This is a genomic window from Paenibacillus sp. 8b26, assembly GCF_050626875.1.
Classification (GTDB): domain Bacteria; phylum Bacillota; class Bacilli; order Paenibacillales; family Paenibacillaceae; genus Paenibacillus.
This window is the reverse complement of the sequence record NZ_CP192445.1, coordinates 699,435-724,944: the sequence shown is the minus strand read 5'-3', so window position 1 is coordinate 724,944 and position 25,510 is coordinate 699,435. Positions and strand designations below refer to the sequence as shown.

Sequence of the window (25,510 nt, the reverse complement as noted above, 5' to 3'; positions counted from 1 at the left end):
GATCCAATATGGTTGTACATATGCTTATACGGAGTTGAGTTGATCTATGGGAATGTTCTCCAGAATGGCCGAGCAAAAAATTACCGAAGCCATGGCGAAAGGCGAGTTTGATAATCTGGCAGGAGCAGGCAAGCCGCTGGTTATTGAGGATTTATCACATGTGCCAGAGGAGCTGCGTATGTCGTACAGGCTACTGAAAAATGCGGGCATTTTACCGGAGGAGCTTCAATTGCAAAAGGAGTGCGTCCAGCTACGCGATTTGCTCCATGCTTGTCGTGAGGCGGGAGAGCAACAGCGCATTAGTCGCAAGCTGACTGAAAAATCGCTTCGTCTTCGTATGGTGCTGGAGGAAAGAGGGCTGAACGCTTCGTCGGTATTTTATGAATATGAGCCAGCTGTGCGTAAGCGGTTGGAGGAATAGAAGCGGAGCTTCGTCATTCAAACCATAATAATTACAGGTAGTGAAAAATTCACAGTAATGAAGTAAATTCGTTGCTCATATAGAAACAACACTTAGATTCTACGCATCCGCGTATCATTGGAGAGATTTCATTGACAGATACAGATAAACAACTGCCTATCATTCAAATTATTCCCGAGCTTAAAAATGCGCTGCAATCCCATTCGGCTGCCGTATTGATTGCACAGCCGGGCGCGGGCAAGACGACGGTTACGCCGCTGGAACTGTTGCACGAGCCGTGGCTGGCGGGGCAAAAAATATTGATGCTGGAGCCAAGGCGCTTGGCGGCACGTGCAGCAGCGGCGCAAATGGCGAAGGCGCTGGGAGAACAAACCGGGCAGACGGTGGGCTACCGGGTTCGCATGGATACAAAAGTAGGGCCGAATACGCGGATTGAAGTGGTTACGGAGGGCGTGCTGACCCGGATGCTGCAAAATGATCAGGCGTTGGAGGGGATCGGCCTGATCATTTTTGATGAATTTCATGAACGTAGCCTGCATGCAGATTTGGGCTTGGCGCTTGCGCTGCAAAGTCAGGCATTGCTGCGGCCTGATTTAAAAATATTGATCATGTCCGCGACACTGGAGGCTGAGCCTGTATGCCGTCTATTGGGGGACGCTTCATTGCTGGAATGTCCGGGTACGGTATTTCCGGTAGAGACGTTTCATATGTCCAAGCCTTCATCGGGCACATTAGAATCCTTTACGGCAGAGACGGTAGACAAGGCCCTTCATGCTCATGAAGGCGATCTGCTGGTATTTCTCCCGGGAGCCAGAGAAATTCATAGAACGGAACGTGAGCTGGCTTCAAGGAATTTGCCTGCACACGTCAAAGTAATTCCGCTGTACGGTAGTATGAAGCTGGAGCAGCAGGATGAGGCGATACGACCGTCGACTTTGGGTAGCCGTAAGGTCGTATTGGCAACCTCGATTGCCGAGTCCAGCTTGACGATAGCCGGGATTACGGTAGTGATAGACAGCGGGCTTTCGCGGGAATCCGTTTTCTCCGCGCGAACCGGCATGAGCCGTTTGACCACCGTTAAGGTGTCCAAAGCCTCCGCCGATCAGCGGCGCGGCCGGGCGGGCCGCCTTCAGCCGGGCGTGTGCTATCGGCTGTGGAGTGCGCAGGAACACGCCGCGCTCCCCGATGCCAGCCGCCCGGAAATCGTGGCGGCGGATCTGGCCCCGCTCGCGCTGGAGCTGGCCGCCTGGGGCGTCCGCGAGCCAGCCGAGCTGGCCTGGCTGGATGCCCCGCCTGAGGCGGCGTACCGCCAGGCCACGGGCCTGCTGCGCCAGCTCGGCTGCCTGGATGCCGCAGCCGATGGCACGGCAGGCGGCATTACCGCGCACGGGCGCGAGGTGTCCGCCCTGGGCGCGCATCCGCGCCTCGGGCACATGCTGCTGCGCGCGGCCGCCCTCGGCTTGGCGCCGACCGCCAGCCGCCTCGCTGCGCTGCTGCAAGAGCGGGATCCGTTCCGCGCCCATGGCGGAACGGATTTACGCCCGCGGCTGGACGCCCTGCACGAGGCGGCTCACGCCCGCAGCACGCACAGCCTGTTGCGGACGGCAGACGATACGGTGATTCGCCGTATCGTGCAGGAGAGTCGGCAGCTATTAGCCACGCTGCCGAAAGCAGCCGCAGGGCAGGACGAGCCTGACGGCTCCGGGGCCTGCGGGCTGCTGCTGGCCTTTGCGTATCCGGACCGGATCGCGCAGGGCCGGGGGGATGGCCGCTTTCTGCTTAGCGGCGGCCGGGGGGCGCGACTCCGACAGGTGGAGTGGATGTCGCGTTCGTCCTATCTCGTCGCCGCCGAAGTGGACGACGAGGGAGCAGACGGTGCCATTCAGTTGGCGGCCCCGATTGAACTGCAAGAGCTGATCGAGCATTGCAGCGAATTGCTGCTGGAGAAAGCGAACGTATACTGGGACAGCTCAGCGTCAGCAGTAAGGGCCCGTAAGGTATTACAATTGGGCTCGCTCGTTTTAAAGGAAACGTCCTATGAGCGTCCTCCGACAGAGGAAATCGCTGCCGCCTTGATGCAGGGTATCCGTGAAATCGGTCTAAAGCTGCTGTCCTGGAATCGGCAAACCCTCCAGTTGCAGGCACGTTTGATTTTTATGCACTTTTCGGCACCTGAGGATTGGCCAGACAGCACCGAGCCAGCGCTGCTGGATTCACTGGACTCGTGGCTGCTGCCTTTTGCCCTTGGAGCCAAAAATGTATCCGATCTGCAACGGCTGGACGGTGCCGCCTTGCTGCTGAGCCGACTGGATTGGGAACAGCGGCAGCAGCTTGAGCAGGAAGCGCCGACGCATATCCGTGTGCCCAGCAGCTCCCGTATTCCTGTCGATTATTCGAATCCCGAGGCGCCCGCGCTGGCAGTGCGGCTACAAGAGCTGTTCGGTATGCGAGATACGCCGCGTATTGGACGCGGACGCGTGCCGATCGTACTGCATTTGCTGTCACCTGCACAGCGACCTGTACAAGTGACTTCCGACTTGTCCAGCTTCTGGAGCGAGGCTTATTTTGAGGTCAAAAAGGATCTAAAGGGCAGATATCCCAAGCATTATTGGCCGGATGATCCGTTGGAAGCCGTGGCGACCAACAGAGCAAAGCCAAAGCGTTAAACAGCAGCTGTTTTGTCCAAATCAACACTGAACTCGAAAAATTCACATAAAAATGGAGTAGGCTGAATGGTGTAGTAACGTTCATTCAGGAAATCCGGGGATAACAGCGATGGGAAGCACCATCTGACTGCGTAGTGGCTCCATATGTAACTTTCCAGTATAGCTTATAGAATGGTTAAAATTTGAAGGTGATCGGTTTTTGAATTTTCGTAAAATCGTTTAAACGTCAGAATAGCGGGGTAATAAAGGACGAACCACTCAACACCAAAATATTGGGAGGTAACTACCATGGCTAATAACGTAAACGATTATAACGAAAAGAAAATTGTCGGTGTTTTTGATACAGAGCAAGAAGCATCTCGTGCGATTGGACAATTGCAAAGCAGAGGCATTCCAAGCAGTGAAATTTCTGTCATCACACGTGACCGTGACGAGCTGAGGACGATTAGTGAAGAGACAGGCACCAAAGCACCGGAGGGTGTGGCGACAGGCGCGGCTACAGGCGGCGTTGTAGGCGGGGTAGCTGGCTTGCTGGCAGGCATCGGGGCTTTGGCTATTCCGGGCATCGGACCTATTCTCGCGGCTGGACCTATCGCGGCTACCCTTACCGGAGCGGCTGTCGGAGCGGGAGCAGGTGGCTTGGTCGGTGGACTGGTCGGGCTGGGCATTCCGGAAGATGATGCGCGTCAATACGAGACCTACGTCGATCAGGGCAAGATTTTAGTGCTGGTGGATTCCGCTGATCATCACAGGGATGTGTATGATATTTTCCGCACCAACCGTTCTCTGAATGCGGATCGTTACAGAACGTATGATGATACGGTAGCGGATACCCGGACAGATGCGTACACAGATACCAGAAGAAACCTGTAACTTTATAGCTTACGCTTACAGCAGCAGTCTCCCCGAAAGGGAAGGCTGCTGCTTTTGCTTGCTTGCATTGGCACGTTTCTCCTTCTATATATTTTTACAGAATTGTCGCTATAATAGACTTATATATTTCTAGACATAACAGGAGAGTGACATGAGTCAAAAAGAGAGAATTTCCGAAGTCGCTTTGTTGAGAGGGTTGGCTTTTGCCGCCGTTGTTCTTCAGCATTCCGTTGCACATTTTGCGGTTGCGCAGGGGGCGCGCATCCAGGACGGAGTTTTGATGACACTTTTACTGCTGTGTTCCAAATTTGCGGTTCCCGTGTTTGTGTTTATCACCGGAATGGTGTTATTTTACAATTATGATGGACCCTTAAAGTATGGAACGTTTTTACGTAAAAGGTTCATGGACATCATCGTGCCTTATATCATATGGTCTCTTTTATACGAATTGGGAAATCAGCTTGTTCAAAGCGGAGGGCATCTTCACCCGCTAGATTTTTTCCAGAAGCTATTGAACGGGAAAAGCAGCTATCATCTGTGGTATATCGTTATGATTATCCAGTGTTATGTGCTATTTCCAGTGTTTCGTTATGCTGTCCGCCGTTTGTCAGCGTTATTGCCGTCAGCATGGCGACCCGCTGCATTGGCTGGAGTCGGCGTGCTGTACATCATGCTCATGTTCGCGGTGGGGCCGATGTACCGATTGATGGATGGGCTCCAGCTTCCGGTGGTTACTTCCTGGTTCACAATTTACGCTGATCGGAATGTGATTTATTTTTTCTTTTATTTTGTGTTAGGGGCAGCAGCCGGGATGAACGTCAAGCGCTGGAATGCTTGGGTAACCAAGGCGCAGATCGTATATTGGCCGCTATTTATTGTGATTACAGGCTACTTGCTGTATGAGATGATTGGTCTGTTTCAGACGCCGAGAGGCACGGTTTTTTCCTTTAACTACTTGTCTCTGCTGCGTCCGGTCATGGCTGTATATTGTGTCACGTCTATTTTTGTGGCTTATCGTGTAGCGACGTGGATTGCTCATAAGGGCGGACGTGCGGCGGGGTTGCTGACTGCCATCGGAACCTTGTCTTATGGAGCGTATCTGATGCACGCCTTTATGCTGCGTGTGACGTACTATTTTGACGAAACGTTGTTTGCAGACTGGAGCCACGTTCTTCGTACGCTGGCTTCGTTCGTTCTCTGTATGGCCTTTTCCATTGCTGGCACATGGCTACTGGCACGTTTGCCTCTGGGAAAATGGATAGTCGGGCTTCGAGTTCGTCCCCGCCCGGCCGGAGGCACGCCAGCCTTGCATAAGCAAGCCTGATTTGGTAATCCCAATCACATATGTTCACAAAAAGTATCCCGAAGCCCATGTAACAAGGCCGAGGGATACTTTTATTTTCTCCATTTGTTTAATGCTATGCATACTGTTAGACTTGGACGTGTCTTTTCATTTAAGGTGAATCTATAACATTGTAGGGGGGGTGCTACATGAGTGGTCCAGATCCAGGAAGCGTTTTCCCGATGAAAAATATTAGAAGTCTGTGTTTTTTGAAAAATGTAGTGGTTAATCCACATATCGAAATTGGGGATTATACCTATTATGACGACCAACATCATCCTCTGGATTTTGAAAAAAACGTCCTTTACCATTTTGATTTTATAGGGGACAAACTAAAGATCGGTAAGTTTTGCGCAATTGCAACCCAGGCCAAATTTATTATGAATGGCGCAAATCACAATACAAATGCGTTTACTACTTTTCCTTTTGGAGCGTTTGGTGGAGAGTGGGCAGTTGGTTTACCCAATTTAAGTGGAGGTTTCAAAGGGGATACCGTGGTTGGGAACGATGTTTGGATAGGTTACAATGCTACCATTATGCCTGGAGTTCATATAGGAGATGGAGCGATCATTGCATCAAATGCCGTGGTGACTAAAGATGTCTTGCCTTATTCTATTGTAGGAGGAAACCCGGCAAAATTAATTCGTTATCGGTTTGACGAGGAAACTATTGAACTACTCAAAACACTAGAATGGTGGAACTGGAATATCCAAAAAAATAACAGAATGTATTCCCGTTTTGACAAGTAACGATACGGATGCCTTAAAGAAATTAAGTAAGTCTTCGTAATCTGTAACTCTATTTTTTTAGTTTTTATTATATTATTTCAGTATATGAAAAATTCATAATAGAAAAAGACAGAATCACCGACCGCCACTTCGCCGACTATCTCACAACGCTTCATTTTATATCTCCACCTAACTTCAAACAGGTCACAAGGGAGAGATTGAAAATCCCACCTATCATTAGTGTATGGGCGCTGAGTGGTTTATAATGGAAGGTAAGATATAAGAGAATGGTGTGAAGAGGAGGCCGTGAAATGGCGTTTATGATATCCCAGCGGGCTTTTATCAAAATTTATCTGATCACAATGGTGGAGAAGCATCGCGGTTATGGATATCAGATGCTCGAATCGATGAAGGATGAGTTTAGTGGCTTTGGATATGTTCCGCCTCAGAGTGAGGTCTATCGGGCGCTGCACGAACTGGTGCAGGAGGGCGTTTTTTACCGTACCAAACGGTTAAAAGGAACAGATCCCCGCGTAGATTTTCAGGAAATTGTACTCTATCATTTTACAGATGATGGGGAGGAGAAAGCGCGACTGTACAAGAAGCAGGTCAAAACCGATTTGGACCGTTGCTTAGGTATGCTGCACAAAGCGGAGCAAGACAACTATTCCTGACCACGAAAGGATGAGAATGATGGGTAGAAAGCTGAAATGGGGAATTTTAGGCACTGCCGAGATTGCCAAAATAGCTGTAATTCCGGCGATTCAGCAATCCGAGCGCGGAGAAGTACTTGGAATTGCTAGTCGCAATGCGGATAAAGCCGCTGAGGCCGCCCAGGAGTTCGATATTCCGAAAAGCTATGGAAGCTACGAGGAATTGTTGGCTGATCCCGAAATCGGGGCGGTGTACATCCCGTTGCCGAACCACCTGCATGAAGAGTGGACGATCCGGGCCGCGGAAGCGGGGAAGCACGTTTTGTGCGAAAAACCATCCTCTCTTAGCTCAGCCGGGACAAGCCGCATGATTGAAGCATGTAAAAGCGCAGGAGTCATCTTCGCAGAAGCCTTCATGTATCGCTATCATCCAAAACATCGGCGTATTAAGGAAATTATCAATAGCGGAGAAATCGGTGACATTCGCGGCATGCACTGCACATTTACATTCAACAATACCGATCAGGCAGATAATGTGCGTTTCAATAAAAGCATGGGCGGCGGCTCCTTATACGATGTGGGCGTATACCCGATTTCGGCAGCCCGCATGTATTTGGATCGGGAGCCTGAGGCCGTGACGGTGCATGCCTTGTATTCGCCTGAGCACGACAACGTTGATATGATGGCATCCGGCTTGCTGGAGTTTCCTGGCGGGGTGAACCTTACCTTCGATTGCGGCATGTGGGCAGCGAACCGTTCCAATATGGAGGTACTGGGGAGTAAAGGCACGATTGCGATGCCCAAAATGTTTGGTTGGGAAAGATCATCTGTCGTCCCGCAAATTTTCGTCCATGTCGGTTCGGTTACACGCGAGGAACGACTTAAAGGTTACAATTCCTTTGAGCTGCAAGCAGATGCTTTTGCCAAAGCGGTGCTAGATGGTGCTCGGTTGCCATATGAACCCGAAGATGCGGTAAGCAATATGAAGGTGATCGACGCTTGTATCGAGTCAGCACGCAGCCGGAAACGGGTAGAAATCGGATAAACCGGATAAACGAGTCCTCAGAAAGCATAAAAAAGCAGCCTGTCACAGGGACAAGCTGCTTTTTTAGATGAAATGGATACATAGACATACAGAGAAGTGTGAAGTCTTCAACGATTACATATGAGTTATGACCTGCTCCATAGCTCCCCTTCGTGGTCTGAATGAATCTGTACATACTGTGTGTATGCTCTTTTATACCCGTTCATCGGGGGAGGCAATCAGCAGAGACTTTTATTCCCAGCCTAGAATGTGATATAAAAAGAATAGTGTGTTAAGGAGGGAATAACCGATGGATGAACATATGAAGCGTCGTCTGGATAAGCAAAAGCAGTTGTTTAAGCAACTGGGGATTCAACTGGACGCGCTCTCCATTCATGAAAAACAGTTTAAAAATAAAATGCGCGGCTATGATCCGGACGAGGTGGACGCCTTTCTGGATGAAGTGATAAAGGATTATGAACGCTTCTATGCGAATATAGCCGACCTGATGGACAAGTGGCAGGAGCAGCAGGCAACCATACGTGATTTGAAAAACGCACCCAAGCCTGCCGCCGATTTTAACGCACTTGACCGACGCCAACTGGAGGACATCGTTAAGCAACTGGAGTATAGCGTCCGCCAGCTAAAGGTGCGAGTACGCCCTGAAAATGACTATTTTCCGGAGTAAGGCGCAGTAAGCGCTGTGTCGGTGCCTCTCATTGTGGTATGATGGAACTATGCATATGTACACAAACATTTAATGAGGCACACATATAAAGGTGGTTAACATGAGTACCCATTTTTCCGTTAGTATCCATTGTCTGCTTCTTCTGGCTGAAGGAGCGCCGGAGCGGATGACTTCGACACTTGTCGCTTCCAGTATCAATACGAATCCGGTGGTTGTGAGAAGGATCATGAGCCGACTCAAGCAAGCCGGTCTGGTTGATTCCTCACCAGGAGCACGCGGCTTTCGTCTGAGCATGTCCAGTTCCAATATTAATCTTAAAATGATATATGAAGCGACCAGAGACGACGGCCCGCTGTTCGCTATCCATAGTGACAGCAATCATAATTGCGAGGTAGGCAAGAACATCGACGCTTTGCTGGACGGATTATATACCGTGGCAGAGCAGAAAATACAGGCGTTTTTCGAGACAGTAACGCTGCGGGATCTGGAGCAGGCGCTTCAGCAGCGGGTTGGGCAGCAGAGTTCATCCGTGTAAAGACGCCGGTAAGGAGAATTGCAATGAAAATCATCGTACTTTCAGATACTCATATGCCGCACCGAGGCAAAGCGCTTCCTGGTCGGCTTGTACAGGAGCTCAAAGGCAGTGACCTCATTCTCCATGCCGGAGACTGGACGGACTGGTTCGTATATGAAAGGCTATCCGAATTTGCACCTGTGCAAGGGATTGCCGGAAACAATGATGGAGTAGACATCGTAGAGCGTCTGGGCTATCAAAGAATCGTTGAAGTCGAGGGCAAACGGATCGGTATGGTTCACGGTCACGGCTGGCGCGGCTCGACAGAGAATATCGCGCTGAATACGTTTAAGGGAGAAACACTGGATTGCCTGATTTACGGACATTCGCATATTCCGGTTGTCAGAAAGTTGGACGCCCTGCTTGTCCTCAATCCCGGATCTCCGACAGACAAGCGCGGCGAGGACGAATATTCATTTATCGTGCTGACGATTGAAGCCGGGCAGATGGAAGCACAGCTTGTTCTTTATCCAGATAAGCATGAATAAACCAACAACCGTTGATTAAAGGGGAAGCTATGGCTATTTTTGAATTGGAACCGATGAAGCATCATGTGTTGATCTGTAATGGAGGCACGTGTATGCGACATGAAGGTGAAGAAGTTACACAAGCAATTCGGGATGAAATCCGTGAACAAAACGCAGAAGCTTATATTCATACGACCAGAACTCGTTGTAATGGCCGTTGTCACGATGCTGCGGTTGTGATTGTATACCCTCAAGGGGACTGGTATGGTCAGATGACGCCTGCTGCGGGCACAGAACTGGTGCAGAAGCTTGTTGCAGGAGAGAAGCTGAAACCACATCTTTTTCATGAGTGTACAGGGGAATCCAGTTCATAATAATTCAACAACAAACTATAAACAAGACGTGAGTAGAGAAAATCTTTGCGGAGATTTTCTTTTTTGCGTTTAATCCCTGACCTGGAAGGTAAAAGTATACTGTGGACACCAATCCGACAGGGAGGGAAGCGAAATGACCTCATTTGACGATGACCTGCACCATCAGGATGAGAAGAAGGGACAAGCGGGGAAAGGACAAACGGCGCATGACGATCAGGAACCACCCGTAAATCGGGATCACGCTGAGCAGTATCCGACGGAGCAGGAGAGCTTGTTCGACCGATTTGAAAGTGAACAGACGGTAGACGCCATTCCCGTAGAGGATTTGAAGATGGAACATCAGGAGGAAAAAGATAAGGATGTCACTAAGCATACCTCTTCCAGTGAGAAAAAATACAATGGCGGCCCATCATGAATCAAGGAACTGGTAATATTTAAAAAGAAATCTCTTGACTTTAAGACAAATACAATATATATTTAGTTACGAAAAGTAATTAATTTTTCTCAGGAGGTAACAAAAATGGCTAAAGATTTCTTCACAGCTCTGAAAGAAAGACGCTCCTATTACGGTATTAGCAAAGAACAAGTAATTTCCGACCAACGGATTCAAGAGATTGTAGAGGAAGCTGTTAAATATACACCTACCTCTTTCAACTCCCAAACTTCACGTGCAGTTGTACTGCTCGGAGAGCATCACGACAAACTGTGGAATATTACAGAAGATATATTGCGCGAAGTTGTAGGCAATGAAGAGCAATTTAAATCTACTGCTGAGAAAATGAACGGCTTCCGTAGCGGCTACGGTACTGTATTGTTCTTTGAAGACAACAATGTAGTGGCTGGATTGCAACAACAATTTGAAGCTTATGCGGACAACTTCCCAATCTGGTCTAACCAATCCAACGGAATGCTGCAATTGGTTGTATGGACAGCTTTGGAGCAGGAAGGACTGGGCGCATCCCTTCAGCATTACAATCCTTTGATCGACGAAAAAGTGAAAAATGAATGGAACATTCCTGAGCATTGGAAACTGATTGCTGAATTGCCATTCGGTAAACCCACATTCCAACCAGGCGAAAAAGAATTCCAACCTGTTGAAGAACGCGTAAAAACTTTTAAATAAGCCAGACAATGCAACGACGATTCAGGTTTGCCCTGAACAGAGCACTGTGGATATCCACAGTGCTTTTTGTCATTCCATTTTTAAGGAGTGCGCTTCTGGATATGCTTTTTTCTTTTTTTGTGAACGGGATGGTTCAGGGGTTAATTCAGGCGTAAGCGGGTGATGCTACGTTTGAATTTGCATGAGTGGGTTACATAGGTGTTATTGCTGCTTTACGCGCTTGTTTGGGATGGGTAAGTATGGATGAGGGAGGATAAAACATATGACATTCGATTGCATTATTGTTGGCGGAGGGATTGCCGGGCTGCAAGCAGCTATTCAATTGGGAAGATACAGTAGCCATCGGGTTCTGGTGATAGATTCGGGCTATGGTCGATCCACGTTGTGCCATCAGTATCATAATATTTTGGGCTTTCCTGACGGGATTTCAGGTGAAGAGCTGCGACGGCTTGGACGTAGTGAGGCCACGAAGCTAGGCACTGAATTTGTTCAAGGTAAGGCGGTAAAAGCGACCAAAAAAGATGAGCTTTTTGACATCCAATTGGAAGAGGGGAAGGTGTATTCCTCAAAGACGCTGCTGCTGGCAACGGGGCTGACCGATCGCTTGCCAAAGCTGGACGGGCTTCTGGCCTGCTTGGGCAATAGTGTGTATATCTGCCCGGACTGTGACGGATACGAGGTTCAGGATCGCAGTACGGTCGTGATGGGGGCGGGAAAAGCCGGAGCTTCTATGGCTCTGATATTATCAGCGCGTACTGACAACCTAGTTTATGTGAACCATGAGCGTTCAGAGGTGCCGGACGAGCTGATGGTGAAGCTGTGCGAGAAAGGAATTGGATACAGGGAAGAATCCATTTCCAGAATCATGACCGCGGAACCGGGACATTTTGAAGGAGTCCGACTGGCTAATGGAGAGGTTGTTGTGGCGGAGCGGGGCTTTGTGGCCTTTGGAGGCAACCATGTCCATTCAGAGCTGGCGGAGCAGTTGGGCGTGCATTTGCTGGATAACAAGCATATTGAAACTCACCCCCGCAGCAAAATGACAAATGTAGAAAATGTATGGGTAGCCGGAGATTTGGGGGCCCATGCCGAGCAAGCGACTGTCGCGATGGGAGAAGGAGCGATGTCAGCGATTTGGATACACAAAGTATTATCAGGTATGAAAACAAAAGAACCGCAGATCTAGGAGCTGCGGTTTAAAATGGTGGACGTGTGCCCGTGTGAAGATGAAGGCCGAAGCGTTCCAATTGCTCGCTCATGCCGTACTTGTGCAAAATTTCCGTTTGTTTGTTGCCGATCAGGTCAAAATGGGGATAGGGCTGACGCTGGTGAATATATTGGGGGTTCAATCCATTATTACTGCACCATAAACGCAGCTTTTCCAAATTGGAACACCCCACCTTTGTTACGGTTGTAATACCTGGAAAGCGATCATCCAGCCAGTAATGCGTCAGAAAAGCAATCTCACCGCTACTGACCTTTCTTTTCCAGGCTGAAAGCTCCTGCCGGGTAATGCCAAATGCCATCGGTCTCATCCTTTCTTGGTTCGCTCCGAAATTATGATCTGCTGGTAGGCGTACCATTACTTTCACATTATAGCCTGTATTACGATTCCTAAAGGGTAACACAATAACAGGAGACCGTGTATGACGATCTCCTGTTAGCGGTTAAAGCCATCTTTCGGCCCAGCTCTCTACGCCATTCAATGCATCACCGAGCTCCTTACCCTTCCGTGTCAGCGAATACTCGGTACGCACGGGCCGCTCTGTAATGACATTGCGAAGGATCAGGCCGCTATGCTCCAGCTCCTTAATGCGTTCGTTCAGCATACGTTTGCTAAGATCAGGTATGGAAACATGAATTTCACTGAATCGTTTGGGATGTTCCATCAAAGTATGAATGATGAGAGCGGTCCATTTTTTGCTGATGATCTGAAAGGACTGTTCCACCTTACCGCACAAAAGCTTAGGCTGCCTGTCGTCGCTCATCTGAATCCCCTCAATTTCATTGGTTGTTTTAAACAGTATACTAAAAGTAACTCTGTATACCAATAGTAACTATCTTGGTTTGTGCCAACAGTGACATTTTTAACAGTTTTTTCTCATTCCTTGCGTCAATCATACCACAGAAAACGTTATCATTACAGGAAATATCGAATGTTCACGATTTTGCTAAAATTTGATTGACTTGCCCCTTATTTTGGGTGTATTATGGGTTACGTTAATTCCTCAGGTAACTTTTAATAACCTCATCTTTTATAATGGGAAGAAGGAATAATTCATGGATTCAATGACATTTGTCTTATTTGGAGCGACAGGGGATTTGGCTAAACGCAAAATCTACCCTGCCTTGTATAATTTGTTTGTAGAAGGTAAAATTCCGGCTTCCTTTTCTGTAATTGGTATGGGGCGTCGTGAAGTAGCTGACGAACAGTTTCAAAGTAACGTAGAGCAATCCATCAAAGATTTTTCCAGACACGTGAATGATGACCGTGCACAGATGGATCAGTTCTTGAGCGCTTTCCGCTACAGTGCATTGAACGTCAATCACCCGGAAGATTATAAAAAGCTGTTACAGCTTGCTGAGCAACGTGAAAATGACTTGGGAATTCCGGGGAACCGCATGTTTTACTTATCGGTGGCACCGGAATTTTTTGATGTGATTGCCCTCAACATCCGGGAAAGCGGTTTGGCTGAAACGAAGGGCTGGAAACGGCTTATTATCGAAAAACCATTCGGACATGATCTGGAATCGGCACGCGAATTGAATGATCGCTTGAGCAGAACATTTGCTGAGGATGAAATTTATCGTATTGACCATTACCTGGGTAAGCCGATGGTACAAAACCTGGAAGCCTTGAAATTTGCTAATCCATTGCTTCAGGGTGTGTGGAACAATCAATACATTGCCAATGTGCAAATTACCGCTTCTGAAACTGTAGGCGTCGAGGAACGCGCTGGCTATTACGATCACTCCGGAGCTATTCGGGACATGGTGCAGAATCACATGCTGCAAGTGCTGATGATGGCGGCTATGAATAAGCCGGGACATGTAACGGCAGATCAGGTGCGTGACGAAAAAAGCAAGGTTATGGAGGCGTTACGTGCGCTCGATCCTTCCGATATTGCTTCCAGCGTGGTGAGAGGCCAATATACGAACGGTGAGATTAACGGAAAAGCAGTTCCTTCCTATAAAGAAGAGCCGGACATTGGACTGGACTCACAAAATGATACTTTCATTTCAGCTCGTCTGTGGATTGACAATGAGCAATGGTCAGGTGTGCCGTTCTATATTCGCACAGGCAAACGCATGAAGGAAAAATCTACACGTATCGTCGTGGAATTTAAAAAGGATAGCACAGACCCGTATGCGGCTCAAGGACAGCCTTCCGAGCCGAACTTGCTTACGATTCATGTGAATCCGGATGAAAAGGTAACACTGCGTCTGAACAGTAAGGACCCGCTGAATAACGGTCAACTGGAGACGGTGCTGATGAATTACACATCAGAGGCCAAGGATGTACCGGAAGCTTATGAGCGCCTCATCTTTGATGCGCTGCGCGGCGACTCCACCTATTTCGCTCACTGGAATGAAGTTGAGCTTTCATGGATGTGGGTACAGCCAGTGCTGGAAGCTTTTGCTCAAGGCGAAGTTCCGCTTCATACGTATGCGGCAGGTTCCTACGGTCCAGAGGCTTCTGACAAATTGTTGGAGGAACAGGGCTTTACGTGGTGGCTGGACCAAAAGTCCGAAAGTTCCGAAAAAGCGGTTGTTCGTTCGTAAACATGTACACATTACTACATTGAGAATATATTTTGCTACGGCAGGAGGCCTTTACAATGCAAGTTGGATTAATCGGTTTGGGAAAAATGGGCTTGAATCTCGGAAAAAACTTGATCGATCACAAGCATGAAGTTGTCGCTTACGACGTCAATGCAGCAGCGATTCAAGAAATGAAGGATTACGGTGCTACAGGTGCTCCCACACTGGAAGAACTTGTGCAGGCGACCCAATCCCCAAGAGTACTGTGGATTATGGTTCCCCATCAAATTGTTGATTCCGTGCTGGATCAGCTTCAACCGATTTTGTCCAAAGGGGACATTATTATTGAAGGTGGTAACTCTCATTACAAAGAGTCGATTGCTCGTCATGCCCGTCTGAAGGAATACGGTATCAGCTTCATGGATGCCGGAACCTCTGGAGGTATGGAAGGTGCACGTAGTGGCGCTTGTTACATGATCGGCGGCGACCCGGAAGCATGGGCGTTTGTTGAGCCTATTTTCCGCGATACAGCGGTGGAAAATGGTTATCTCTATGCAGGTAAATCCGGTAGCGGACATTTTCTCAAAATGGTTCACAACGGTGTGGAATATGGCATGATGGCCTCCATTGGTGAAGGCTTTGAAGTCCTGGAAAAAAGCAGCTTTGACTTCGATTATGAGCAAGTGGCACGCGTTTGGAACAACGGTTCGGTCATTCGCTCCTGGTTGATGGGCTTGACCGAACGCGCATTTTCCAAGGATGCAAATCTGGATGAAATCCGCGGGGTTATGCACTCTTCTGGCGAAGGTAAATGGACAGTTGAGGAAGCATTGGACATTCAGGCGGCAACTCCGGTTATCGCGTTGTCCCTGCTGATGCGTTACCGTTCTTTGGATGCAGATACGTTCAACGGGAAAGTCGTTGCTGCGCTGCGCAATGAATTTGGCGGTCATGCAGTAGAAAAGAAATAGTAACGATATAACTTAGCATCGATCCCCGCAGCTTCAAAATTGCGGGGATATTGCTATATGTTCTTGCCATGCGCTTTTTTGCTTTATGCATATTTTTCCTTGTATAACCGCACAATAGATGAAAAAGAAGGCGGAAGGATGAATAGCATATGTGCAAAAGGTTTTCGTTATCGGCTGATTTGGACGAGGTAAGGGATCATTTTGGCATACAACGGGTGATGTATTATTATAAAACGCGTTACAATATGAGCCCTACCCAGCATGTTCCCATCGTGCTGCATCAGGAGGGGGAACGGGTGCTAGATGAATTTCGCTGGGGATTTATCCCCTACTGGGGCAAGGATTGCGTCAATGCTGATTTGAATACGGTCCGAGTAAATCCGAGCTATCGCAAAATGGCCGAAACCCGGCGCTGTGTCATTCCTTGCAACGGTTTTTATTATTGGCGAAAGCTCGGTAAACGTATGTGCGCGGTGCGGGTAGTGCTTCCAGGACAGAAAATGTTTGCGGTCGCGGGATTGTATGAGGTATGGCAGGATAGCCGTAAGGAGCCGCTACGTACCTGTACGATGATGACGGTGCAGGCCAATGCGGATATTCGTGAATTTGACAGCCGTATGCCCGCCATTTTGGAATCCTCGAATATGGATTCATGGCTGGACCCGTCCATTAAGAACATCGATGAGTTGCTACCGTTGCTGTGCACATATGAACAGGGCGATATGAGCATCTATCCGGTAACCCCGCTGGTCGCCAATGATGAACACGATAACCGCGAATGCATTCAGGAAATGGATTTGCAATGGTCCTGGATCAAGCCTTAAATGAATATGGAGAATTTTCATTCACTACAGATCATAAGCTTCCCGCCGCCTGCATAGGTATGTATTGGGGAACAAGCGTCATGATCCGGGGAGAGGGGAAACGGCCGAAGGAGTATCTCATATGGGATGGAGGCGATTGGAATGAGCAACGATACACTCATCCAACTGCTGGTGCTCATGGTGACGATCATCGGTCTGGTCCAAAACCGGTAAGTGGCAGGTTCCAGAAGGCGGGAGAATTGCCCTAGGCAATCTTCCGCTTTTTTTCGTTTTCCTTTCAAGAGCGGCAACAAGAGATTTTTTTACTTTAAAATGCTCGCAGATGAAGGGAGCTTGCGGTACAATAGATGCTAAGCTACAGGTGACAAGACACCTGAATATACGGCTATATATGATGCATTTTTAAGGGAGAGCGAATCATGAGTGAATTGACTTCATTACCACCATCCAAAAAGCGAAAGCTGCTGTTTAGCGCGGGACTCAGTTGGCTGTTTGATGCCATGGACGTGGGGCTGCTTTCGTTCATAGCCGCAGCGCTGGCTAAGGAGTGGCATTTGGGTTCAGAGCAGATTGGTCTGCTGACTGCGATGAATTCAATAGGGATGGTGTTTGGGGCCGCTTTAGCGGGGATTTTGGCTGATCGCTATGGCAGGCGTGCGATATTAGTGTGGACGCTGTTGATATTTTCCGTTGCAAGTGGTTTGTCGGCTTTGGCGACCGGGCTTGGTGTACTACTGGTGCTGCGTTTCATTGCAGGCGTAGGCTTGGGAGGGGAACTGCCTGTGGCTTCGACGCTGGTGTCGGAATCGGTGCCGGTTCAGGAACGGGGAAAAGCGGTCGTTCTGTTGGAAAGCTTCTGGGCGGCGGGATGGATTCTTTCTGCGCTTATTGCCTATTTTGTTATTCCAAAGTACGGCTGGCAGATGGCCTTTATTCTCGGCGCAGTACCAGCCCTGTACGCTCTTTATTTACGCAAAGCGGTAGAGGATTCACCGCGATACAAGCAGCAGAGTGTCAAGCTTCCACTGCGTGCAAGACTGGCTTCCATTTGGTCAGGGCCGAACCGCAAGTCCACGCTAATGCTGTGGATTTTATGGTTTACGGTTGTATTTTCCTATTATGGAATGTTTCTGTGGCTGCCAAGCATTATGTTTATGAAGGGTTTTGAGTTGGTTAAAAGCTTTGAGTACGTTCTGATCATGACGCTGGCGCAATTGCCAGGTTATTTTACTGCCGCATATCTGATTGAAAAGCTGGGCCGCAAATTCGTGCTGATCGTCTATTTACTGCTAACGGCGGTGTCCGCTATTTGGTTCGGTACCTCGGAAACGGCAGGAATGCTGCTGGCTGCTGGTATCTGCTTGTCCTTTTTCAATCTCGGCGCGTGGGGAGCCATGTATGCCTATACCCCGGAATTGTACCCAACAGCGGTCCGTTCTACTGGTGTGGGTATGGCGGCTGCGTTTGGCCGTATCGGTGGCGTAATCGGACCTTTCCTGGTCGGTATGCTGGTCGGACAGGGCATGGCGATACAATCTATCTTTGTGATTTTCTTCGTAGCGATCCTGATTGGAGCGGCGGCGGTATGGTTGTTCGGGACCGAAACGAAAAATCGGGAGATCGACTAACCTTTACATTCACCTGTGTAAAGATTCATAATACAAGAGAGAGGAGTGACCTGAAATGGAGCATACCTTTCTGCTCAAGGCAGACTGGAACGGGGGGCGCAACAGCGACGGTCATATTGAGGCCGGACAGCTGCGGACAGCGATTTCGATCCCGGCAGAGATGGGTGGTCCCGGTGTGGGCACCAATCCGGATGAAATGCTGCTAGGCGCTGCCGCGACCTGCTATTTGATTACATTGGCGGCGATGATGGAGCGCGCTGGTCTTCCGGTGGCTTCACTGGCGCTGGAATCCGAAGGCATTGTCGATGTAACGAACAATGTTTTTACATATCGTCGAATTATCCATCGTCCGCGAGTTCATTTGGCCGCCGATGCGACAGAATCGCAGATCGAACAGGCATTGCGGCTGGCAGAGCAGGCAGAGAGCTCTTGCATGATCTCGCGTGCCGTAGCGGGAAATGTGGCTTTATCTACAGAGCCCGTCGTGGAACGCGCCTCTTAGCGCTATTTGAACCAGGAGCAATCATTCCAATTGCCCATTATTTTTCTAATTCGAGGAGGACACAACCATGACAGCACAACAAAAATTGCTCGTATTCGCAGGCTCTTACGCCGAATTGGAAGGCAGCGGAGTTTATGCGTACACTTTTAATGAAGAGACAGGGGTTCTTACATTACAGGATGAGTTCTCCGGATTGAAAAATCCAACCTTCCTGAACGTAGACGTGAAGAACCGGAAGCTGTATTCCATTGGGGAAACGACTTCTGCTACTGGAGCGAAGGTGGGCGAAGCTGCTGCTTTTGAAATCGATCCGGTTAAAGGGACATTTACTTTGCTTAACCGGGCGGAAAACGTTGGCGCAACAACCTGTCACATTCAGCGTGATCCATCCGATCGCTACCTGATCGTAGTCAGCTACCACGGAGGTATGGTGGGACTGGTGTCTCTAACCGAGGATGGTCGTATCGGCGAGTTGTTGGATGTTAAGCAGCATGAGGGCAAGGGAGCGCATCCTGAGCGTCAGGATCGTCCACATCCACACTCCAGTTTCTTTAGCCCTGACGGTCGTTTCTTGTTCGTACAGGATCTCGGTCTGGATCTGATCCGTATCTATACTATTGATGACAGCAAAGGACAACTGGTGCTTCATGGCGAAACGAAAACCCATGCAGGTGCAGGTCCACGTCACTTGACGTTCCACCCGAACGGTAAGTTTGCTTTTGTCATTAATGAGGTGGATTCTTCCATTACTTCTTTTGCGTATGACGTAGAAGCAGGCAAGCTTACTGAGCTTGAGAGTGTGCCTACATTGCCGTCTGATTTTACGGGCGAAAATACAACCGCTGAGATTGCTATTTCGGGGGATGGTGCTTATGTGTACGGTTCCAATCGTGGGCATGACAGCATCGTAGTGTTCGCTGTAGACGCTGCAACAGGCAAGCTGAGTCTGGTAGAGCATGTATCTGCTGAAGGTGAGCATCCACGCCATTTTGCTTTGACTCCAAACGGTGAGCACCTGCTCGTGGCAAACCGCGATACGAATAACATCGTTACATTTAAAGTGGACAAAGCTAGTGGACGACTGACCTACACGGGACAACAAGTAACTGTGTCCAAGCCGGTATGCGTGCAACCTTTTTACTTTTCTGTATAAAAAGGGCGTTACGTCCTATTATGATGCTGGATGACTGAGTAGCGGTATGCGGTTAATGGCCGCTACGAGGGCGGATCATTCTTCCGATCGCTGTTGCCCCCGGATTTCTTGATTATATGTTCAAGGGTAGAAATCCGGGGACAAAGGCGAACGCTGCGCTTCTTCAGAACGATTCCGTTCTCTCCGCTGCTTTTGGCGACCATTCACTTTTATACAGGACTAAAGAAATAAAGGACTATGTATATGTGTGATAGTTTCGATTGATTAACCAAGCATAGAAGATCTTTTAGAAAACGGTTCGTAGATTAATCTGCGACCGTTTTTCTTTTTACGCTTAGTCATTTCTAAAGAAGTTATTACCTATTACATATGAATATATGAAAATATTTTATGTATATATCTATCTATGAAAATGTATAATTTAACTAATTGACTCGGGGCATGCGGGCATGCATAAAGGTTTTCCAATCCCAAAAATCCAGATGTCGCCAATGCTTCGTATCGCTGTCATAGGCCTTGCACTCCGCACCACAGAGGGGACATGCGAATAAAGATCCTGGTTCAAAATCCAAATGAAGGTGCCAGGCTTGTTCTTCCCGGCTAAATTCGATATGTGTTAGTTTCCATGGTTCTTCCAGTTGTAAAGCCAGTTGAAACATGTCCATAATCCAATGTTCATCACGGTTTAAAGGGGCCCACATCGCTCATCCGCTCCTATTAACGTATTACCAAGCAGTATGGACTCTTTTTCTATGATTTAGACTTCCAGCCATGAGGTATAGCGACGAAGCATTTTAATAATAGGAGACAAACAAGTTAATCTGAATTTTTAGATGTAATAGGATAGAATTCATTAATATTTTAGCATCGTGAGGAAAAATACCTATCTTGAACCGTATTCCAAATGGGAATGTATGTTCCATCAAGTTGATAAGTTGTTTGGTGAAAAAAGGAAAATATTTGCTTGAGAAATGACATAGATGGATATGTTATATTAGGCATAGAAGTGTGAATGTGGGAAATCTCCGCTAGTCAATTAAAAAAACACTTGAAGCATTCATTAAGGGTACAATAAAAAAAGATTAGATGAGAAGAAGGGTGGTTATCGTTTTGAATATAGAAAATATTGAGGCATTCGTCTATGCTGTTCATTTAGGGAGTTTTGTTAAAGCTGCTGAGGCACTTTATCTTACTCAACCTTCTGTAACTGCCCGTATTCACTCCCTGGAACGTGAGCTCAATGCGGAATTATTTCATCGTTCTGGGAAGCAAATCTCAATAAATGAAAAGGGAAAGTCATTTTTACCATATGCAGAAAACATTTTACAATCTTACCAGGAAGCCAAATTAAGCTTGCACCAACCGATACTTACTCTGGATAAATTGAAAATTGGATGTGCTACCTCAATCGCGAATTACATTATCCCTGAAATTCTTCCTGCTTTTAAAACTAAATTCCCCAATGTGAACGTCAAAATTCTAACCGGACACTCTAATGATATATTAGACAAGGTTCTTAATAACGAGGTGGATTTCGGAATGGTTCGAACAGTTACACATCCCCAAATTGAATCTGAGATATTTCGTCATGATCCAATCGGATTGTTTGTCCCTATCAACCATCCTCTATTGCTCAATAGTCAGGTAACAATTGAAGAAGTCAGTGAAGAACCGCTCATATTTTTTGATTATGGATCGGTAGACTGGCTTATGATTTATGGCTTGTTTGAATCCAAAGATCTAAAGCCAAATGTGGTTCTTGAAGTGGATAGTATGGAGGCTGCAAAAAATTTAGTGGTAAATGGGATGGGAATTAGCTTTTTACCGGAGCATTGTGTGAAGAAAGAACTGGAAAGCGGGCAGTTATTCCGTGTGCCATTAGTCTCATCCGGGAGATTCGATGTAAAAATTGACTTTATCTACACAAAAGGAAACCATAAACCTCCATATATAGAGTATTTTATTAAAAAATAGCTGGCTACAACTGATCCAGAGTTTTTCAACTGATGAATATAACGATTGCCTATTATTTTATTTCTATATAGATTTATCCTATATAGAAATAAAATACATTTAATTTTCTACATGGCACCCTATAACTTAAAATAATTGCAGGTCCAAATAAGTGTAAGCGATTACAATTTGCTGACCGCAATCTCAGAATAAGAATAGGGGATGAAGGTTAAGGATGAAAAAGTTAGGACTAGCATGGCAAATACTCATCGGATTGGCTCTGGGAATTTTAGTGGGTGCCATTTTCTACGGAAATCCTCTAGTAACGGACATTTTGACGCCGATTGGTGATGTATTTATCCGTCTAATTAAAATGATTGTTTTGCCTATTGTCATTTCTTCTCTAGTAGTAGGTATAGCGGGCTCTGGAGATATGAAAAAATTGGGGAAGATAGGCTTTAAAACGATTCTGTATTTTGAAATTATAACTACTGTAGCAATAGTTATAGGTTTGTTCGCGGGGAATTTTTTCAAACCAGGATTAGGCATTGATATGTCGCATCTGGCCAAAACTGATATACACCAATATGTAAATACCGCAGAAAACGCTAGTCATCACAGTCTGGCTGACACGTTCGTTAATATCGTTCCGACAAACATCGTTCAAGCTATGGGTAACGGCGATTTGCTAGCCATCATTTTCTTCTCTGTACTGTTTGGGGTCGGTATTTCTGTAATTGGTGAAAAGGGTAAACCGGTGATTCATTTTTTGGAAGCCGTCTCTGAAGCGATGTTCTGGATGACCAATCAGATCATGAAATTGGCCCCTCTCGGTGTGTTTGCTTTGATTGGTGTTACAGTTGCTAAATTTGGCGTTTCTTCTTTAATACCGCTTGGCAAACTGGTAATTATACTCTATTTGTCCATGTTTGTGTTTGTGCTTGTCGTATTAGGCATAGTATCAAAAATGTGTGGCACCAGCATTGTGAAAATTTTAAAATTATTGAAGGATGAAATTATTCTGGCTTTCTCGACCGCAAGCTCGGAAGCCGTTCTACCGAAACTGATGCTTAAGATGGAACAATTTGGATGCCCAAAATCGATTGTATCCTTTGTCGTTCCTACCGGATATACTTTTAATTTGGCCGGCTCTGCACTGTATCAATCGCTGGCTACTCTATTTATTGTACAAATGTATGGTATCAATTTACCGATCTTGTCACAGATCAGCATAGTGGTGATATTAATGTTAACCTCCAAAGGGATGGCTGGTGTTTCCGGCGCTTCCCTGGTTGTTCTGCTAGCTACCGTAAATTCCGTAGGGCTTCCTGTTGAAGGTGTTGCGCTGATTGCTGGAATCGACCGTATTCTCGATATGGCTAGAACCGTTGTTAACGTGGTAGGTAACGGCTTAGCTTCAGTCGTTATTGCCAAATGGGAAGGCCAGTTTGATCATGAAAAATCAGATAGTTTAAAATAATTACCCTATCCTCTTTTTCCAATTGTTTCTGTTGGATATATAGGATTTCTATATTTGAATAAATTCTCTTGATATACACTGCTTTCCACTTAAGATTTATACTCTTAATGTGCAAAAGAAAAAAGTGGAGGGATATCTTCATGATAAAAACCGTTGGGATTATGGGAGGGATGGGGCCACTTGCAACAGTCGATTTGATGGACAAAATTATTCGACTAACCCCTGCCCAAAATGATCAGGATCATATTCATATGATCGTTGATAATTATCCTCAGATTCCGGATCGTACATTAGCCATAATGGGTAAAGGCAATGATCCCCTTCCCTTTATGAAACAATCTGCCAAGAGATTGGAGGATGCCGGTGCGGATTTGATTGTAATCGCTTGCAATACTGCACATTATTATTTGCAAGATATTCAAGAAACCGTTAGGGCTCCGATTGTTAATATGCCCAAAGAAACGGCAAGTTTCATAGGCGAGGCCGGTATAAGACGTGTCTCATTGTTAGCGACTGACGGTACATTGAAAACGTTGCTTTATCAAAACTCTCTCCGTGAGAAAGGTATTACTGTGTTGGAGCCTGATGAGATTACACAAGCTATCGTAATGGAAGGTATTTATTCAGTAAAAGCGGGACATATCGAAAAAGGCAAGCGTTTATTGGTGAACGCATTTCAAACGATGATTGCCAAAGGAACGGAGGCCGTTGTTGCAGCTTGCACAGAGATTCCAATTGTTTTGAATGAAGTAGACGGGATTAAAGTAATAGATCCAACTTATATTTTAGCCAAGAGGGTTGTAGATGTTGCCTACCGGGAGCATGTGTTGTAAATGAGACTTTGAAACTAGAAGTAAGGGAGTTAAAAACTCATGAATGAATATCGTAAAGAAAAAGATTTTCTTGGAGAAAAAGAAGTTCCATCTCAAGCCTACTACGGTATACAAACTGCTCGAGCATTAGAAAATTTTCCAATCACAGGCTATCGTATCCATGAATCGTTAATTCGTGCTATGGCTACGGTTAAAAAGGCGGCAGCGTTGGCTAATATGGAGATTGGGCAATTGAATCCACATATCGGGAATGCGATCGTATTGGCAGCACAAGAGATCATGGACGGTAAATGGCATGACCAGTTTATAGTTGATCCTATTCAAGGTGGAGCAGGCACATCCATCAACATGAATACCAACGAGGTTATCGCCAACCGAGCGATCGAGCTGCTGGGGGGAAGCAAGGGGGATTATTTCAAAGTGAGCCCCAACACACATGTGAATATGGCCCAATCAACCAACGATGCTTTTCCCACGGCGATTCATATTGCAACACTTTCTTTGATTGATAAGCTGATCGTCACGATGAAGGAAATGCTCGCAGCATTTCAGACTAAAGCTGTGCAGTTCGACGGGATTATCAAAATGGGCCGTACTCATCTGCAAGATGGCGTCCCGATTCGTCTTGGGCAGGAGTTTGAGGCCTACAGCAGAGTGCTGGAACGTGATATCAAGAGGATCAGTCAGACTCGCGGCCATTTGTACGAAGTTAACATGGGTGCAACAGCCGTCGGTACTGGTTTAAATGCCGATCCCCGATACATTAAACGGGTCGTTGAATATCTTGCCGAGCTTAGCGGGTTGCAGCTTACCAATGCCACGCACCTGGTGGACGGGACACAAAATACGGATGCTTACACTGAGGTGTCCGCCGCTTTAAAAGTTTGCATGATCAACATGTCAAAAATTGCCAATGATATCCGTTTGCTTGCCTCCGGGCCTCGCACCGGGCTGGGGGAATTGAGTTTGCCGGCACGCCAACCCGGTTCGTCCATTATGCCGGGCAAAGTCAATCCGGTTATGGCGGAGGTAGTGAATCAGGTGGCGTTTCAGGTCATCGGCAATGACCATACGATTTGTCTTGCATCCGAAGCGGGACAGCTTGAACTAAATGTTATGGAGCCTGTGCTCGTGTTCAATTTGCTGCAATCGCTCAGTATGATGAATCAGGTGTTCAACGTATTCCGGGTGTATTGTTTGGAGGAAATCGAAGCAAACGTAGAGCGCTGTAAAGAGTATGTGGAGAAAAGTGTGGGGGTCATAACGGCGCTCAACCCGCACTTAGGCTATGAGACAGTAGCGAGAATCGCGCGCGAGGCGATTTTAACAGGGCGTCCGGTACGCGAGCTGTGCCTTCTTTATAACGTTTTAACAGAAGAGGAGCTTGAGATCATTCTTAACCCATATGAAATGACGAATCCGGGTATCGCAGGAGCAGAACTTTTAGAAAAGAGTTAAAGAGAGGCGTGCA

27 protein-coding genes and 1 pseudogene are annotated in these 25,510 nt (G+C 47.1%); 25 read left to right on the top strand and 3 right to left on the bottom strand.

Annotation, left to right across the window (positions count from 1 at the left end; genetic code table 11):
* The first annotated feature begins 46 nt into the window (after positions 1-46).
* The 14 genes and pseudogenes from ACQ4MX_RS02955 (at position 47) to ACQ4MX_RS02890 (ending at position 12,119) form a co-directional block, all read left to right on the top strand.
* Positions 47-421, top strand: a complete 375-nt coding sequence (locus ACQ4MX_RS02955; protein WP_431089270.1) for a DnaJ family domain-containing protein — start codon at positions 47-49, stop codon at positions 419-421.
* A gap of 131 nt (positions 422-552) precedes the next feature.
* Entirely contained in the window at positions 553-3,087 is a 2,535-nt protein-coding gene (gene hrpB / locus ACQ4MX_RS02950; RefSeq protein WP_431089268.1) for an ATP-dependent helicase HrpB, read from the top strand.
* Positions 3,088-3,375: 288 nt separating this feature from the next.
* Positions 3,376-3,960, top strand: coding sequence for a general stress protein (locus ACQ4MX_RS02945; RefSeq protein WP_134909975.1), 585 nt, complete (start codon positions 3,376-3,378; stop codon positions 3,958-3,960).
* A gap of 151 nt (positions 3,961-4,111) precedes the next feature.
* On the top strand, positions 4,112-5,284 hold the full coding sequence (locus ACQ4MX_RS02940) for an acyltransferase (protein WP_431089266.1): 1,173 nt from the start codon (positions 4,112-4,114) through the stop codon (positions 5,282-5,284).
* Between the two features lie 167 nt (positions 5,285-5,451).
* Positions 5,452-6,091: pseudogene (locus ACQ4MX_RS02935) on the top strand (CatB-related O-acetyltransferase).
* Positions 6,092-6,341: 250 nt separating this feature from the next.
* Entirely contained in the window at positions 6,342-6,704 is a 363-nt protein-coding gene (locus ACQ4MX_RS02930) for a helix-turn-helix transcriptional regulator (protein WP_014281229.1), read from the top strand.
* A 19-nt stretch (positions 6,705-6,723) separates the two neighbouring features.
* Positions 6,724-7,728, top strand: a complete 1,005-nt coding sequence (locus tag ACQ4MX_RS02925; RefSeq protein WP_431091242.1) for a Gfo/Idh/MocA family protein — start codon at positions 6,724-6,726, stop codon at positions 7,726-7,728.
* Between the two features lie 289 nt (positions 7,729-8,017).
* Positions 8,018-8,395 (top strand): DivIVA domain-containing protein, encoded by a 378-nt coding sequence (locus ACQ4MX_RS02920; protein WP_431089265.1) that lies wholly within the window; start codon positions 8,018-8,020, stop codon positions 8,393-8,395.
* Positions 8,396-8,495: 100 nt separating this feature from the next.
* Positions 8,496-8,930 (top strand): Rrf2 family transcriptional regulator, encoded by a 435-nt coding sequence (locus ACQ4MX_RS02915; protein ID WP_431089264.1) that lies wholly within the window; start codon positions 8,496-8,498, stop codon positions 8,928-8,930.
* 23 nt (positions 8,931-8,953) lie between these two features.
* Positions 8,954-9,457, top strand: coding sequence for a metallophosphoesterase family protein (locus ACQ4MX_RS02910; protein ID WP_431089261.1), 504 nt, complete (start codon positions 8,954-8,956; stop codon positions 9,455-9,457).
* Positions 9,458-9,486: 29 nt separating this feature from the next.
* Positions 9,487-9,810, top strand: coding sequence for a (2Fe-2S) ferredoxin domain-containing protein (locus tag ACQ4MX_RS02905; protein WP_134909965.1), 324 nt, complete (start codon positions 9,487-9,489; stop codon positions 9,808-9,810).
* 133 nt (positions 9,811-9,943) lie between these two features.
* Entirely contained in the window at positions 9,944-10,225 is a 282-nt protein-coding gene (locus ACQ4MX_RS02900) for a hypothetical protein (protein ID WP_431089260.1), read from the top strand.
* 105 nt (positions 10,226-10,330) lie between these two features.
* On the top strand, positions 10,331-10,933 hold the full coding sequence (locus tag ACQ4MX_RS02895) for a nitroreductase family protein (protein ID WP_134909962.1): 603 nt from the start codon (positions 10,331-10,333) through the stop codon (positions 10,931-10,933).
* Between the two features lie 262 nt (positions 10,934-11,195).
* Complete coding sequence (locus ACQ4MX_RS02890; protein WP_431089259.1) at positions 11,196-12,119, top strand: NAD(P)/FAD-dependent oxidoreductase; 924 nt, start codon at positions 11,196-11,198, stop codon at positions 12,117-12,119.
* Positions 12,120-12,129: 10 nt separating this feature from the next.
* On the opposite strand, the gene ACQ4MX_RS02885 is transcribed toward ACQ4MX_RS02890, so the two are convergent.
* Positions 12,130-12,459 (bottom strand): hypothetical protein, encoded by a 330-nt coding sequence (locus ACQ4MX_RS02885; RefSeq protein ID WP_431089258.1) that lies wholly within the window; start codon positions 12,457-12,459, stop codon positions 12,130-12,132.
* A gap of 141 nt (positions 12,460-12,600) precedes the next feature.
* Positions 12,601-12,921, bottom strand: coding sequence for a winged helix-turn-helix transcriptional regulator (locus ACQ4MX_RS02880; RefSeq protein ID WP_044645595.1), 321 nt, complete (start codon positions 12,919-12,921; stop codon positions 12,601-12,603).
* A 292-nt stretch (positions 12,922-13,213) separates the two neighbouring features.
* Here ACQ4MX_RS02880 and zwf point away from each other — a divergent pair, with 292 nt between their 5' ends.
* The 7 genes from zwf to ACQ4MX_RS02845 all read left to right on the top strand — a co-directional run bounded on the left by zwf (position 13,214) and on the right by ACQ4MX_RS02845 (position 19,773).
* Positions 13,214-14,716, top strand: a complete 1,503-nt coding sequence (gene zwf / locus ACQ4MX_RS02875) for a glucose-6-phosphate dehydrogenase (RefSeq protein ID WP_431089255.1) — start codon at positions 13,214-13,216, stop codon at positions 14,714-14,716.
* 56 nt (positions 14,717-14,772) lie between these two features.
* Complete coding sequence (gene gnd, locus ACQ4MX_RS02870) at positions 14,773-15,666, top strand: phosphogluconate dehydrogenase (NAD(+)-dependent, decarboxylating) (protein ID WP_014281240.1); 894 nt, start codon at positions 14,773-14,775, stop codon at positions 15,664-15,666.
* 149 nt (positions 15,667-15,815) lie between these two features.
* On the top strand, positions 15,816-16,490 hold the full coding sequence (locus tag ACQ4MX_RS02865) for an SOS response-associated peptidase (protein ID WP_014281241.1): 675 nt from the start codon (positions 15,816-15,818) through the stop codon (positions 16,488-16,490).
* On the top strand, positions 16,469-16,738 hold the full coding sequence (locus ACQ4MX_RS02860) for a hypothetical protein (RefSeq protein WP_137062855.1): 270 nt from the start codon (positions 16,469-16,471) through the stop codon (positions 16,736-16,738). Before ACQ4MX_RS02865 ends, ACQ4MX_RS02860 begins: the two co-directional genes overlap by 22 nt.
* A 171-nt stretch (positions 16,739-16,909) precedes the next feature.
* Positions 16,910-18,118 carry an MFS transporter gene (locus tag ACQ4MX_RS02855; RefSeq protein WP_431089251.1) on the top strand — a complete coding sequence of 403 codons (1,209 nt, stop codon included), beginning with the start codon at positions 16,910-16,912 and terminating at the stop codon, positions 18,116-18,118.
* A gap of 55 nt (positions 18,119-18,173) precedes the next feature.
* Positions 18,174-18,620 carry an OsmC family protein gene (locus tag ACQ4MX_RS02850; protein WP_431089249.1) on the top strand — a complete coding sequence of 149 codons (447 nt, stop codon included), beginning with the start codon at positions 18,174-18,176 and terminating at the stop codon, positions 18,618-18,620.
* Between the two features lie 67 nt (positions 18,621-18,687).
* Positions 18,688-19,773 (top strand): lactonase family protein, encoded by a 1,086-nt coding sequence (locus ACQ4MX_RS02845; protein ID WP_431089247.1) that lies wholly within the window; start codon positions 18,688-18,690, stop codon positions 19,771-19,773.
* 425 nt (positions 19,774-20,198) lie between these two features.
* On the opposite strand, the gene ACQ4MX_RS02840 is transcribed toward ACQ4MX_RS02845, so the two are convergent.
* Entirely contained in the window at positions 20,199-20,474 is a 276-nt protein-coding gene (locus ACQ4MX_RS02840; protein ID WP_431089245.1) for a transposase family protein, read from the bottom strand.
* 409 nt (positions 20,475-20,883) lie between these two features.
* On the opposite strand from ACQ4MX_RS02840, the gene ACQ4MX_RS02835 reads away from it, so the two are divergent.
* From ACQ4MX_RS02835 to aspA, 4 genes are all read left to right on the top strand, one after another.
* A complete protein-coding gene (locus tag ACQ4MX_RS02835) occupies positions 20,884-21,747 on the top strand; it encodes a LysR substrate-binding domain-containing protein (RefSeq protein WP_431089243.1) in 864 nt (287 codons plus the stop codon).
* Positions 21,748-21,961: 214 nt separating this feature from the next.
* A complete protein-coding gene (locus ACQ4MX_RS02830) occupies positions 21,962-23,206 on the top strand; it encodes a cation:dicarboxylate symporter family transporter (protein ID WP_431089241.1) in 1,245 nt (414 codons plus the stop codon).
* A 140-nt stretch (positions 23,207-23,346) separates the two neighbouring features.
* Positions 23,347-24,039: an aspartate/glutamate racemase family protein gene (locus ACQ4MX_RS02825; RefSeq protein ID WP_431089239.1), complete on the top strand. Its 693-nt coding sequence runs from the start codon at positions 23,347-23,349 to the stop codon at positions 24,037-24,039.
* A 39-nt stretch (positions 24,040-24,078) separates the two neighbouring features.
* Positions 24,079-25,497, top strand: a complete 1,419-nt coding sequence (gene aspA, locus ACQ4MX_RS02820) for an aspartate ammonia-lyase (protein ID WP_431089237.1) — start codon at positions 24,079-24,081, stop codon at positions 25,495-25,497.
* Positions 25,498-25,510 lie beyond the last annotated feature (13 nt).

Coding starts and splice junctions, on each gene's coding strand:
- ACQ4MX_RS02955 (WP_431089270.1), top strand. CDS start 47: ATGGGAATGTTCTCCAGAATGGCCGAGCAAAAAATTACCGAAGCCATG.
- ACQ4MX_RS02945 (WP_134909975.1), top strand. CDS start 3,376: ATGGCTAATAACGTAAACGATTATAACGAAAAGAAAATTGTCGGTGTT.
- ACQ4MX_RS02940 (WP_431089266.1), top strand. CDS start 4,112: ATGAGTCAAAAAGAGAGAATTTCCGAAGTCGCTTTGTTGAGAGGGTTG.
- ACQ4MX_RS02930 (WP_014281229.1), top strand. CDS start 6,342: ATGGCGTTTATGATATCCCAGCGGGCTTTTATCAAAATTTATCTGATC.
- ACQ4MX_RS02925 (WP_431091242.1), top strand. CDS start 6,724: ATGGGTAGAAAGCTGAAATGGGGAATTTTAGGCACTGCCGAGATTGCC.
- ACQ4MX_RS02920 (WP_431089265.1), top strand. CDS start 8,018: ATGGATGAACATATGAAGCGTCGTCTGGATAAGCAAAAGCAGTTGTTT.
- ACQ4MX_RS02915 (WP_431089264.1), top strand. CDS start 8,496: ATGAGTACCCATTTTTCCGTTAGTATCCATTGTCTGCTTCTTCTGGCT.
- ACQ4MX_RS02910 (WP_431089261.1), top strand. CDS start 8,954: ATGAAAATCATCGTACTTTCAGATACTCATATGCCGCACCGAGGCAAA.
- ACQ4MX_RS02905 (WP_134909965.1), top strand. CDS start 9,487: ATGGCTATTTTTGAATTGGAACCGATGAAGCATCATGTGTTGATCTGT.
- ACQ4MX_RS02900 (WP_431089260.1), top strand. CDS start 9,944: ATGACCTCATTTGACGATGACCTGCACCATCAGGATGAGAAGAAGGGA.
- ACQ4MX_RS02895 (WP_134909962.1), top strand. CDS start 10,331: ATGGCTAAAGATTTCTTCACAGCTCTGAAAGAAAGACGCTCCTATTAC.
- ACQ4MX_RS02890 (WP_431089259.1), top strand. CDS start 11,196: ATGACATTCGATTGCATTATTGTTGGCGGAGGGATTGCCGGGCTGCAA.
- ACQ4MX_RS02885 (WP_431089258.1), bottom strand. CDS start 12,459: ATGGCATTTGGCATTACCCGGCAGGAGCTTTCAGCCTGGAAAAGAAAG.
- ACQ4MX_RS02880 (WP_044645595.1), bottom strand. CDS start 12,921: ATGAGCGACGACAGGCAGCCTAAGCTTTTGTGCGGTAAGGTGGAACAG.
- zwf (WP_431089255.1), top strand. CDS start 13,214: ATGGATTCAATGACATTTGTCTTATTTGGAGCGACAGGGGATTTGGCT.
- gnd (WP_014281240.1), top strand. CDS start 14,773: ATGCAAGTTGGATTAATCGGTTTGGGAAAAATGGGCTTGAATCTCGGA.
- ACQ4MX_RS02865 (WP_014281241.1), top strand. CDS start 15,816: ATGTGCAAAAGGTTTTCGTTATCGGCTGATTTGGACGAGGTAAGGGAT.
- ACQ4MX_RS02860 (WP_137062855.1), top strand. CDS start 16,469: ATGGTCCTGGATCAAGCCTTAAATGAATATGGAGAATTTTCATTCACT.
- ACQ4MX_RS02855 (WP_431089251.1), top strand. CDS start 16,910: ATGAGTGAATTGACTTCATTACCACCATCCAAAAAGCGAAAGCTGCTG.
- ACQ4MX_RS02850 (WP_431089249.1), top strand. CDS start 18,174: ATGGAGCATACCTTTCTGCTCAAGGCAGACTGGAACGGGGGGCGCAAC.
- ACQ4MX_RS02845 (WP_431089247.1), top strand. CDS start 18,688: ATGACAGCACAACAAAAATTGCTCGTATTCGCAGGCTCTTACGCCGAA.
- ACQ4MX_RS02840 (WP_431089245.1), bottom strand. CDS start 20,474: ATGTGGGCCCCTTTAAACCGTGATGAACATTGGATTATGGACATGTTT.
- ACQ4MX_RS02830 (WP_431089241.1), top strand. CDS start 21,962: ATGAAAAAGTTAGGACTAGCATGGCAAATACTCATCGGATTGGCTCTG.
- ACQ4MX_RS02825 (WP_431089239.1), top strand. CDS start 23,347: ATGATAAAAACCGTTGGGATTATGGGAGGGATGGGGCCACTTGCAACA.
- aspA (WP_431089237.1), top strand. CDS start 24,079: ATGAATGAATATCGTAAAGAAAAAGATTTTCTTGGAGAAAAAGAAGTT.